At 74.6% G+C, this 11,731-nt stretch carries 9 protein-coding genes; 7 read left to right on the forward strand and 2 right to left on the reverse strand.

The window, feature by feature from the left end:
* Positions 1-20: 20 nt before the first annotated feature.
* On the forward strand, positions 21-1,166 hold the full coding sequence (locus AB0L34_RS19245) for an MBL fold metallo-hydrolase (RefSeq protein ID WP_363705708.1): 1,146 nt from the start codon (positions 21-23) through the stop codon (positions 1,164-1,166).
* Positions 1,167-1,172: 6 nt separating this feature from the next.
* Here the strand turns inward: AB0L34_RS19245 and dgt are convergent, their stop codons facing one another.
* Positions 1,173-2,684 carry a dGTP triphosphohydrolase gene (gene dgt, locus AB0L34_RS19250; protein ID WP_363705709.1) on the reverse strand — a complete coding sequence of 504 codons (1,512 nt, stop codon included), beginning with the start codon at positions 2,682-2,684 and terminating at the stop codon, positions 1,173-1,175.
* A 255-nt stretch (positions 2,685-2,939) separates the two neighbouring features.
* Between dgt and AB0L34_RS19255 the strand changes: the two genes are divergently transcribed.
* Positions 2,940-5,396, forward strand: coding sequence for a Tex family protein (locus AB0L34_RS19255; RefSeq protein ID WP_363705710.1), 2,457 nt, complete (start codon positions 2,940-2,942; stop codon positions 5,394-5,396).
* Positions 5,397-5,575: 179 nt separating this feature from the next.
* The gene (locus AB0L34_RS19260) at positions 5,576-6,010 is read left to right on the forward strand and encodes a hypothetical protein (protein ID WP_363705711.1); all 435 of its coding nucleotides are present in this window, start codon (positions 5,576-5,578) and stop codon (positions 6,008-6,010) included.
* Between the two features lie 6 nt (positions 6,011-6,016).
* Here AB0L34_RS19260 and AB0L34_RS19265 read toward each other — a convergent pair whose 3' ends face one another.
* Entirely contained in the window at positions 6,017-6,976 is a 960-nt protein-coding gene (locus AB0L34_RS19265) for a DUF389 domain-containing protein (protein ID WP_363705712.1), read from the reverse strand.
* Between the two features lie 216 nt (positions 6,977-7,192).
* On the opposite strand from AB0L34_RS19265, the gene AB0L34_RS19270 reads away from it, so the two are divergent.
* The 4 genes from AB0L34_RS19270 (at position 7,193) to AB0L34_RS19285 (ending at position 11,706) form a co-directional block, all read left to right on the forward strand.
* Positions 7,193-7,900, forward strand: coding sequence for a sugar transferase (locus AB0L34_RS19270; RefSeq protein WP_363705713.1), 708 nt, complete (start codon positions 7,193-7,195; stop codon positions 7,898-7,900).
* On the forward strand, positions 7,897-9,045 hold the full coding sequence (locus AB0L34_RS19275) for an aminotransferase class I/II-fold pyridoxal phosphate-dependent enzyme (protein WP_363705714.1): 1,149 nt from the start codon (positions 7,897-7,899) through the stop codon (positions 9,043-9,045). Before AB0L34_RS19270 ends, AB0L34_RS19275 begins: the two co-directional genes overlap by 4 nt.
* On the forward strand, positions 9,042-9,686 hold the full coding sequence (locus AB0L34_RS19280) for an acetyltransferase (protein WP_363705715.1): 645 nt from the start codon (positions 9,042-9,044) through the stop codon (positions 9,684-9,686). Before AB0L34_RS19275 ends, AB0L34_RS19280 begins: the two co-directional genes overlap by 4 nt.
* A gap of 148 nt (positions 9,687-9,834) precedes the next feature.
* Positions 9,835-11,706: a polysaccharide biosynthesis protein gene (locus AB0L34_RS19285; protein ID WP_363705716.1), complete on the forward strand. Its 1,872-nt coding sequence runs from the start codon at positions 9,835-9,837 to the stop codon at positions 11,704-11,706.
* Positions 11,707-11,731: the final 25 nt, after the last annotated feature.

Consider the following 11,731-nt stretch of genomic DNA (forward strand, 5'->3'; position numbering starts at 1 on the left):
GACACGGCGGAGGGACGGCGATGGGCGCACCAGCGGAACGCGCGGGACTCGACCGGGCGTTGGGGCGCCAGCTGCGCGGGGCGGCCGGGCTGGCCGCGCTGGCCGGGCTGGCGTGGGTGGCCCGGGACGTGCCGGCGGCGCTCGGCGGCCGGCTCACCGGCGCGCGGGCGGAGCGGGCGGCGCGCTCGCCGCAGTTCCGCGACGGCACCTTCCACAACCCCGGCGGCGCCCGCTCGATGGCCGGCGCGCCCGACCGGGGCCTGATCCGTGAGTTGATCTTCGGCAAGCAGAAGCGCCGCCCGAGCGCCCCGGTGCCGCTGCTGCGCCCGGGCGCCGCCCCGGCCACCGACGTCGCGCGCGAGCTGAACGTCGTCTGGTACGGCCACGCCTCCGCGCTGATCGAGATCGAGGGCCACAAGGTGCTGCTCGACCCGGTGTGGAGCGAGCGGTGCTCGCCGTCGGCCCTGGTCGGCCCCCGCCGCCTGCACGAGCTGCCGGTCCGCCTCGACGAACTGCCCCCGGTCGACGCGATCCTGATCTCGCACGACCACTACGACCACCTCGACATGGCGACCGTCCGGGCGCTGACCGACCTCCAGTCGGCGCCGTTCCTGGTGCCGCTCGGGGTGGGCGCGCACCTGGACCGCTGGGGCGTCCCGGCGGCGCGGATCGTCGAGCTGGACTGGTCCGAGAGCCACCGGGTGGCCGGGCTGGAGATCACCGCCACCGCCGCCCAGCACTTCTCCGGCCGGGGGCTGCGCCGCGACGGCACGCTGTGGGGCTCCTGGGTGGTGGCCGGCGCGCACCGGAACGTCTTCTACACCGGCGACTCCGGCTACTTCGACGGCTACGCGGCGATCGGCGCGGAGCACGGGCCGTTCGACGTCACGCTGATGCAGATCGGCGCGTACGACCGGGCCTGGCCGAGCATCCACATGTTCCCCGAGGAGGCCGTCGCCGCCCACCTCGACCTGCGCGGCGGGCTGCTCCTCCCCGTGCACTGGGCGACGTTCAACCTCGCCCTGCACGACTGGTCGGAGCCGGTGGACCGGATCTGGGCCGAGGCGAAGGCCCGCGACGTGCGGCTCGCCGTGCCCCGCCCCGGCGAGCGGGTGGTGGTGGACGACCCGCCGGCCGTCGACGGCTGGTGGCAGGCCGTCGCCTGACCGTCCTCAGAGGACGAACGCGTCGGTCCAGAGCGCGCCGGAGCGGCCCGACAGGGAGTCCAGCATGGCGACCGCCTGACCGTCGGTGAGCTGGGCGACGAAGTCGACGATCGCCCGGCCGCGGGCCCTGCCGAGCCGGTCCGGCGTACGCGGGTGCAGCTCCGCCTCGGCCAGCTCCACCAGGTCGTGCAGGCGGCGCGGCAGCCGGGACTCCTCCTCGGGGTCGAGCAGCCAGTCCAGCAGCGCCTCCACCAGGGTGCCCAGCAGCCGGGCCTGCCCGCGCTGGTGCAGGGCCAGGTCGGGCCGGGCCAGCACGAACCGGTGGTGGACGAACTTGAGCACCTGCACCTCGTGCCACTGCGCCGGGGCGAGCAGCACGTGGCCGGAGCGGACCGAGGGCTGCTCGACCACCGTGATCGCGTCGACGAAGCGGGTCGTCCAGCGGGCGGAGAAGCGGGCCACGTACTGCTCCGCCTCGATGGAGCCGTCGAAGGGCATCGCCAGCAGCCCCTCCACCAGCTCCTCGCGGACGTGCTCGACGGCGGCGGCGAACGCCTCGTCGTCGGCGATCCAGGCGTCCTTGCGGTGCAGTTGCCGGCGCAGCCGCTCGATCGCCGAGCCGGGCCGGCGGGCCGCGGCGGTCAGGGCCGCGTCGGTGATGGCCCGGAAGTGCCCGCTCTCGCGCTGCCAGGCCATCAGCTCGGCGGAGACCGCGCCCTGCTGGAGCACCCCGACGCGGTAGAAGTCCTCCACGTCGTGGATCGCGTACGCGATGTCGTCCGCGGTGTCCATCACCGACGCCTCGACGGTCTGCTGCCAGTCCGGAATCCGGCCGACGAACGGCTCCCGAGCCTGCCGCAGGTCGTCGACCTCCGTCCGGTACGCGCCGAACTTCGAGGAGCCGCTGCCGGGGTCGTCGGGCGGCGGGGTGGCGCCGCGCGGCGGCGGGTCCAGCAGCCGGGGGTGCGGGTCCGGGTGGTCCAGGCGCGTCCACGGGTACTTCAGCATGGCCGCCCGCACCGCCGCCGTGAGGTCCAGGCCGGTGGTCGCCGCGCCGCGGATCTCGGTGCTGGTGACGATCCGGTACGACTGGGCGTTGCCCTCGAAGCCGTCGGTGAGCCCGAGCCGCTGCCGGGCCAGCCGGTCCAGCACCCGCTCCCCCAGGTGCCCGAACGGCGGGTGGCCGAGGTCGTGCGCGAGGGCGGCGGCCTCCACCACGTCCGGGTCGCAGCCGCCCAACTTCTCCAGCAGGTCGCGGTGCTCGCCGTCGGCCGTGAGCCGCTCGGCGATCGCGCGTGCCACCTGGGCGACCTTGAGGCTGTGGGTCAGCCGGTTGTGCACCAGCAGGCCGGAGCCGCCGGGGCTGACCACCTGGGTCACACCGTTCAGCCGGGCGAAGAACGGCGAGGCCACGATCCGGTCCCGGTCGGCCCGGAACGGGCTGGCGGCGAGGTCGCCGAGGGCCCGGGCGCTGCCGCCGAAGAGCCGCCGGGCCCGCGGGTCCGCGGGAGGTTCCATGATCGCCACGCTAGCGCAGGGCGGGCCCGACCGACGACCGGTCGCCGCCGGCACGCCGGCCGGGAGGGGCGGCGACGGCGCCGGACCGAGGAGGCGGCACCCGGCGGCGCGGCGACATGCCGGCACGGGCTCGCCGGGGCGGGGCGGCGGCGCGCTCGGGCAGGGCGGCGACGCGCCGGGGCGGGGGCGGCGACGGCAGTCGGTGGGGGCCGGCACAATGCTCAGCGGAACCCACACCGAAGGCGGATCGAGATCGTGACCCTCTCTGTTCATCAGCGGATCGCCGAGGAGCTCGGCGTCGCCGAGCGTCAGGTACGGGCGGCCGTGGAGCTGCTCGACGGCGGCGCCACCGTGCCGTTCATCGCCCGCTACCGCAAGGAGGCCACCGGCCTGCTCGACGACACCCAGCTGCGGACCCTCGAGGAGCGGCTGCGCTACCTGCGCGAGCTGGACGAGCGGCGCGCGGCGGTGCTGGAGTCGATCCGCGGCCAGGGCAAGCTCGACGAGGCCCTGGAAGCGCAGATCATGGCGGCCGACTCGAAGTCCCGCCTGGAGGACATCTACCTGCCCTACAAGCCCAAGCGGCGGACCCGGGCGCAGATCGCCCGCGAGGCGGGGCTGGAGCCGCTCGCCGAGTCGCTGCTGGCCGACCCGTCCCGGGATCCCCGCGAGGCCGCCGCCGGCTACGTCGACGCGGACAGGGGGGTCGCGGACCCCGCCGCCGCCCTGGAGGGCGCCCGGGCCATTCTCATCGAGCGGTTCGCCGAGGACGCCGACCTGATCGGCACGCTGCGCGAGCAGATGTGGTCGCGGGGCCGGCTCGTCTCCCGGGTACGCGACGGGCAGGAGTCGGCCGGCGCGAAGTTCGCCGACTACTTCGACTTCGCCGAGCCGTACCCGAAGCTGCCCTCGCACCGGATCCTCGCCATGTTCCGGGGCGAGAAGGAGGGCGTGCTCGACCTGACCATGGAGCCCGAGGAGGCCGGCGAGGCCGACGCGGCGCCCACCGGGCCGAGCCGCTACGAGGCGGCGATCGCCGGCCGGTTCGGCGTCACCGACAAGGGCCGGCCGGCCGACCGGTGGCTGGCCGACACGGTGCGCTGGGCCTGGCGCACCCGGATCCTCATCCACCTCGGCGCCGACCTGCGGATGCGGCTGTGGCAGGCGGCCGAGGAGGAGGCGGTGCGGGTCTTCGCCACCAACCTGCGCGATCTGCTGCTCGCCGCGCCCGCCGGCACCCGGCCCACGATGGGGCTGGACCCGGGCCTGCGTACCGGCGTGAAGGTCGCCGTGGTGGACGCCACCGGCAAGGTGGTCGCCACCGACACGATCTACCCGCACGAGCCGCGCCGGCAGTGGGACGCCTCGATCGAGACGCTCGCCCGGCTCGCCGGCGCGCACGGCGTCGAGCTGGTCGCCATCGGCAACGGCACCGCCAGCCGGGAGACGGACAAGCTGGCCGGGGAACTGATCAAGCGGTACCCGCAGCTCAACCTGACGAAGGTGGTGGTCTCCGAGGCAGGAGCGTCGGTCTACTCCGCGTCCGCGTACGCCGCCCAGGAGCTGCCCGGGCTGGACGTCTCGCTGCGCGGCGCGGTCTCCATCGCGCGCCGCCTGCAGGACCCGCTCGCCGAGCTGGTCAAGATCGACCCGCGTTCGATCGGCGTCGGCCAGTACCAGCACGACCTGTCCGAGGTGAAGCTCTCCCGGTCGCTGGACGCGGTGGTCGAGGACTGCGTCAACGCGGTCGGGGTCGACGTCAACACCGCCTCCGCACCGCTGCTGACCCGGGTGTCGGGCATCGGCGCCGGGCTGGCGGAGAACATCGTGCTGCACCGCGACGCCAACGGGCCGTTCCGCACCCGGGCCGAGCTGAAGAAGGTCCCGCGGCTCGGGCCGAAGGCGTTCGAACAGTGCGCGGGCTTCCTGCGCATCCCGGGCGGCGACGACCCGCTGGACTCGTCCAGCGTGCACCCGGAGGCGTACCCGGTGGTGCGCCGGATCCTGTCCAGCACCGGGCAGGACCTGCGGTCGCTGATCGGCAGGAGCGCGATCCTGCGCGGGCTGCGGGCCACCGACTTCGTCGACGACACCTTCGGCCTGCCCACCGTCACGGACATCCTCGCCGAGCTGGAGAAGCCGGGCCGCGACCCCCGGCCGGAGTTCCGCACCGCCACCTTCGTGGAGGGCGTGGAGAAGATCAGCGACCTGACGCCGGGGATGGTGCTGGAGGGCGTGGTCACCAACGTGGCCGCGTTCGGCGCGTTCGTGGACGTCGGGGTCCACCAGGACGGCCTCGTGCACGTCTCGGCCATGTCCCGGACGTTCGTGAAGGACCCGCGCGAAGTGGTCAAGTCCGGCGACGTGGTCCGGGTCAAGGTGCTCGACGTCGACGTGCCCCGCAAGCGGATCTCGCTCACCCTGCGGCTGGAGGACGACGCGGAGGCCGGTGCCGGTCGCGGCGGTCCGGAGGGCGGTCGCCGCGAGCGCGGCGGGCAGCCCGGGCAGGGCGGGCCGCGCGGCGACCGGGGTGGCCGGGGTGGCCGGGACGGCGGTCACGGCGGTGGGCAGGGCGGCCGGGACGGCGGTGGGCAGGGCGGGCGCGGCGGGCGCGGCGGATCGCCGCAGCGGCAGGGCGGCCGGGGCGGCGCCGCGCCGGCAGCGGCCAACAGCGCCATGGCCGACGCGCTGCGCCGGGCCGGCCTGGCCTGAGGCCATCCCGCCGGGCGGGCGCGAGCGCGCACCGCCCGGCGGGCCCGAGGCCGGCGGGGGCAGCCGGTGGCGACCGCTGCCCGAGATCAGCGGACGGCGCGGAAGCAACCGGTACCGGGGCGGGCGGCGCGGGCGCCACAGGTACCCGGGGGCGGGCGGCGCGGCGTACCGTCGCGGTCGTGGACGAGGGCGACGGCCTGGAGTGGCGGGAGCGGCAGCGACGGGCGGTGCGGGCGCACGCGGCGGCCGACGAGCGGCGCCGGGCGGCCGAGCAGGCGGAGGCGGCGGAGCTCGTGGCCTGGTTCGTCGCCGAGGCGACCCGGCGCGGGCTGCCCACGGAACGGCTCACGGCCCGGGCCTACGACGGTCGCGGCCGTTACCGGACGCGGCTGCGCGGCTGGTACGTCGACCGGGCCCGGACCCGGGCGGTCGACGTGGACGGGCGGTTCCACCTGCTGACCGTGTCGGGTGGCCTGCGCGCCCGGCTGCTCGGGGCCGAGCCGCAGCCCAGCCCGCCGCCGCTGGTCGTCGGCGCGGGTGGCCGGGACGGCGAGTCCATCCCGCTGCGAACGCTGCTCACCCGCCGGCTGGACGGCGGTGACGAGGGGCCCTGACGGGGGTCAGCGACGGGCAAGGCCGGGCCGGTGCCCGGGGCCGCGCCGGGCCAGGTACCACCACCACGACTGCTGCACCACCAGCGTGACCAGGCCGGCGAGCACGATCGCGCAGAGGTTGATCACCAACTGGAGGGCCGAGCCGGCCGCCTCGTGCCAGACGCCGTACGCGGCGGCGACGGCCACGTTCGCGGCGGCCGGCACCGTGGTCACCGAGATCAGCACCCCGACCAGGCTGCCGGACTTCTTCGAGGTCAGCGAGAGCATGCCGGCCACACCGGCGAGCAGGCCGACCACCCAGGAGAGCGCGTCCGGCCGCCAGATGAAGTCCGTGAGCGGGCGATCGGCCAACAGCATCCCGCGGTCGACCAGGCCGGCGGCGGTCAGCGCCCAGGTGCTGAGCACGGTGACCACCATGGCGACGAGGAAACCGACCACCAGCGCCTGCACCGACCGGGCGATGACCGGCAGCCTGCGGCGCAGCAGCGCCACGCAGAGCGCGGCCAGGGGGCCGAACTCGGGGCCGACGACCATCGCGCCGACGATGAGGATCGGCTGGTCGAGCAGGACACCGATGCCGGCGAGCATGGTGGCGACGGTGATCAGCACGAGGTAGGTGGCGGACAGTTCGGTCTGCTCGCCGGTCTTGGCGGCGATCTCGTCCCAGACCACCGCGTCCGCGCCGCTGCCGGGCGCCGTCCGGGCCGCCCGGTCGGCCGCCGCCGAGATGGCCAGTTCCACGTCGTCGGCCGCGACGGCCCCGCGCGCCTCCACGCCGAGCTGCCGCAGGTCGCGCAGCACGCCGTCGGCGCTCTCCCGGACCACGTCGCAGAGGATGAGGTCACCCTCGGGCTGGCGGGCGGCGCCGGCGAGCACGGCCAGATGGGTCACCCCGGGGTCGGCGGCCAGCAGCTCGGCCACCGCGGCGGACTGGTCCGGTGGAGCGATCACCCTCAGGTGCAGCACGGCCCTCCCCCTCGCCCTGTCGACGGTCGAGCACTCTACTGCCGGTCGGTCCGGATGGAAGGTCACGTCTTGGTAGCCGGCCGAGTCCTGACGGACGGTTGGGCGGTTGACCTGTCGGGATCAGAACCTAGTGGGGCGATTCTGCCCTCTTGACGCTTTCATGCCTGATACAACCTCTCTGGTCCATATGACTCGATTGGCTTGGAGGTCGACACCGTGCATGGTTCCGTGAACGCCCCGGGGGATCTGGCGGAGCGGGCCCGACCGGAGGGCCTCAAGCGGGCCATCGACCTGGCGGCAGCCGTGGTGCTCCTGGTGCTGACCGCGCCGCTCGTCCTCGTGGTGGCGGCGCTGGTGGCCGCGGGGCTCGGCCGGCCGGTGCTGTTCCGGCAGCCGCGCGCCGGCCGGCACGGCCAGGTGTTCGAGCTGGTCAAGTTCCGCACCATGCTCCCGCCCGATCCGCGGCGGGGACGGGTGCGCGACGGGGACCGGCTGACGCCGCTGGGGCGCTTTCTGCGCTCCACCAGCCTGGACGAGCTGCCGACGCTGTGGAACGTGCTGCGCGGCGACATGAGCCTGGTCGGCCCCCGTCCCCTGCTCACCCAGTACCTGCCGCGCTACTCCCCCACCCAGGCCCGCCGGCACGAGGTCCGGCCGGGCATCACCGGGCTGGCCCAGGTACGGGGACGCAACAGCCTGAGTTGGGAGGAGAAGCTGGACCTTGACGTCTGGTACGTCGACCACCGCAGCCTGCGGCTGGACCTGTCGATCCTCGCCGCGACCGTCCGCACCGTGCTGCGCCGCGAGGGGATCTCCGCGGCGGGCTCCGCCACCGCGCCGGAGTTCCTCGGCACGCCCTCGCTCGTTCCCGCCGTGCCGGGCCGGGAGACCAACCTGACCGTTCCCGCCGGAGGTGGCCGATGAGCCGCACCATCCATCTGTCCCCGCCCGACGTCGGGCCGCTGGAGGAGTCGTACGTCGTCGCGGCCCTGCGGTCCGGCTGGGTCGCGCCCGTGGGGCCGGACCTCGACGCGTTCGAGTGCGAGGTCGCCGCGCGGGTGGGGACCCGCGGGGCCGTCGCCGTGAGTTCCGGAACGGCCGCGCTGCACCTGGCGCTGCTCGGGGTGGGAGTCGGGCCCGGGGACGCCGTCATCGTGCCGACGCTGACGTTCGTGGCGACCGCGAACGCGGTCCGGTACACCGGCGCCCGACCGGTCTTCGTCGACTGCGACCCGCACACCGGCAACGTCGACGTCGCCCTCGTCGCCGAGCTGATCCGAAACCTGACCTTCCGGGGCCAGCGGGTCGGGGCGGTCGTCCCGGTGGACCTCTTCGGCAGCTGCGTCGACTACACCGCGCTGCTGCCGGCCTGCGACGCGGCGGGCGTCCCGATCGTCGAAGACGCCGCCGAGGCCCTCGGCGCCACCCATCGCGGCCGGCCCGCCGGCTCCTTCGGCCAGGCGGGCATCCTCTCCTTCAACGGCAACAAGATCATGACCACGTCGGGCGGCGGCATGCTCGTCTCCGACGACACGGCCCTGCTGGCCCGGGCCCGTCACCTCGCAACCCAGGCCCGCGAACCGACGCCGCACTACGAACACCGCGAGACGGGCTACAACTACCGGCTGAGCAACCTGCTCGCCGCGCTCGGCCGGGCCCAGCTCGTCAGGCTGGACGGGATGATCGCCCGGCGCCGGCAGCTCCGCGACCGGTACGCCAAGCTCTTCGCCCCGGTCCCCGGCGTACGCCTGCTCGGCATGGAGGACGCGGGCTCCAACTGCTGGCTGACGACCATCGTGGTCGATCCGGAGCGGTCCGGGTGGCGGGCCGCCGACCTGGCGGCCCACCTGGCCCTGCGGGACGTCGAGACCCGACCGGTCTGGAAACCGATGCACCTGCAACCGGCGTACGCCGCCGCCGAGCGTCTCGTCACCGGCGCGGCGGAGCGGTTGTTCGCCGACGGGCTGGCCCTGCCGAGCGGCAGCGTCCTCGACGAGGCGCAGATCGGCCACGTCCTCGCCGCCGTGGACGAGTTCCTGACGGTGCGGGCGGGGGCGTCGACGGCGTGACGACTCCCCTGGTGGTCGTCGGCTGCGGTGGCCACGGCCGGGAGGTCCTGACGATCGCCCGGGCGGCGGAGGCCGCAGCCGGCCGGCCGCGCTGGCGCCTCCTCGGGTTCGTCGACGACCGCCCGTCCGAGGAGAACCTGAAGCGGGTACAGCGGCTCGACGTCCCCTACCTCGGCGGAGTCGCCTGGCTGCGCGACGCACCCCCGGAAACGCACCATGTCATCGGCATCGGCGACCCGCGCGTCCGGCGGGCCGTCGCGGGACGCGTCGACGCGTACGGCGTGCCGGCGGCGAGCCTCGTGCACCCGGCGGCGACGATCGGGCCGGACACCGTGCACGGTCCCGGTTTCGTCGCCTTCGCCGGGGCCCGCGTCACCACGAACGTCACCGTCGGCCGGCACGTGCACCTCAACCAGAACGCCACCGTCGGCCACGACTGCACCCTCGCCGACTTCGTGTCGGTCAACCCACTCGCCGCCGTCTCCGGCGACTGCCACCTGGCGGAGGGGGTGCTCGTCGGCACGACCGCAGCCGTGTTGCAGGGCCTGCGGGTGGGCCGGCACAGCACCGTCGGGGCTGGCGCCTGCGTCGTCCGGGACGTGCCGGACGGGGTCGTCGTCAAGGGCGTACCCGCCCGTTGAACCGACCCGGTCTCGACCCCTCGGGCCAAAATTCGGTCATCAAGCCTGAAAGCTCCCAAACATCGCATTCGGGCATGTATCAAGTAAATGAGCCCAAAGCTCTTTCCGCCCTGCGGCGGAAGCGGTCGGAGACGGACAGGGAGCACAGATGCCGCCGGAGACAGAGACGACCCGACTCAGCGAGCAGGGGCCACACCGGTCCAGGGCGCGCCGCCGGACCATCGGATTTCTCGCCACCGACAGCACCGCCTGGGTCTGCGGGTTCGTCGCCGCGGTCTGGTTCCGTTACGAGTTCGACCTGACGCCCGACCAGCTCGCGCGTGCCGTCGCCTGCGGCGCCCTCGCCGCCGCCGTGCACGTGGCCGTCGCGGCGGTGCGCCGGATCTACTCCGGACGCCACCCGCTGGGCAGCCTCCAGGAGGTGCAGGGGGTCGCCGGCACCGCGGCCACCACCGCCGCGATCCTGCTGGTCGGGCTGCTCCCGGCCGGCGTGCGGCCGGTGCCGGCGAGCGCCCCGCTGGTCGGGGGCGCCCTGGCGCTGCTGTTCATGCTCGCCGCCCGGTTCACCTACCGGCATCGCCGCGACCTCGCCATGCGACCGGACGTCCGGTCCTCGAACCCGGTGCTGCTGTTCGGGCTCGGCGACGCCGGGCAGGGGCTGCTGCGGGCCATGCTCAGCGACCCGCGCGGACGGTACCGGCCCGTGGGCGCCCTCGACGACGACCCCGACAAGCGGGACCTGCGCATCGGCGGAGTACGCGTGCTCGGCGGCCGGCGGGACGTCCCGGAGGCCGTCCGGCGTACCGGCGCGACGACCGTGATCTTCTCCGTCGCGAACGCCGACGCCGCGCTGATCCGGCAGATCCGGGAGGCCACGCTGCAGACCGGGGCGGCGTTCAAGGTGCTGCCCCCCGTGCGGGACCTCGTCGACCACCGGATCACCGTCACCGACGTCCGCGACGTGCAGATCGGCGACCTGCTCGGGCGCCGGCAGGTGGTGGCCGACATACCGATGAGCACCAGCGGGCTCACCGGCCGACGGATCCTGGTCACCGGCGCCGGCGGCTCCATCGGCTCGGAGCTGTGCCGGCAGGTGATGAAGGCGGACCCGGGCGAACTGATGATGCTCGACCGCGACGAGTCGGCCCTGCACGCCCTCCAGATGTCACTGGCCGGCCGGGCCCTGCTGGACGGTCCCGAGCTGATCCTCGCCGACCTTCGGGACGACGAGGGGATCCGACGGATCATCCGCGAGCGCCGGCCGGAGGTCATCTTCCACGCCGCCGCGCTGAAGCATCTCACGCTGCTCCAGCGGCACCCCGGCGAGGCGGTGAAGACGAACGTCTGGGGCACGCTCTCCGTGCTCGACGCCTGCCGCGACGTCGCCCGGTTCGTCAACATCTCCACCGACAAGGCGGCCGACCCGATCAGCGTCCTCGGCTACTCGAAGCGGATCACCGAACGGCTGACCGCGCACGCCGCCTCCCGCTTTCCCGGCACCTTCCTCAGCGTCCGCTTCGGCAACGTGTTGAGCAGCCGCGGTTCGGTGGTGACGGCGTTCCAACGGCAGATCGAGCTGGGCCGACCGCTCACCGTCACGCATCCCGAGGTGACCCGCTACCTGATGACGGTGCAGGAGGCGGTGCACCTGGTGTTGCAGGCCGCCGAGATCGGCCGGGACGGGGAGGCGCTGGTGCTGGACATGGGCGAGCCGGTCCGCATCGCCGACCTGGCGCGGCAGATGGCCGAGCAGGCGGACAGCAACGTGCCGATCGTCTACACGGGGCTGCGGCCCGGCGAGAAGCTGCACGAGGACCTCTTCGGCACCGGGGAGGTCGACACCCGGCCGCTGCACCCGCTGGTCTCGCACGTGGCGGTGCCCGCGCTGGACCCGATGGAGGTCAGCGGCCTCGACCCGTACGACGCCCCCGAGAAGGTCGTCGCCCAGCTCGCCCAACTCTGTGCCCACCCGGCCGGACCTGTCCACGCCGCCTCCGTGCACGTTCCGTCGTCGCGCTGAAGTCTCCCCGTGGACGCCGCCGACC

It is taken from the genome of Micromonospora sp. NPDC052213 (assembly GCF_040679695.1).
GTDB lineage: Bacteria > Actinomycetota > Actinomycetes > Mycobacteriales > Micromonosporaceae > Micromonospora.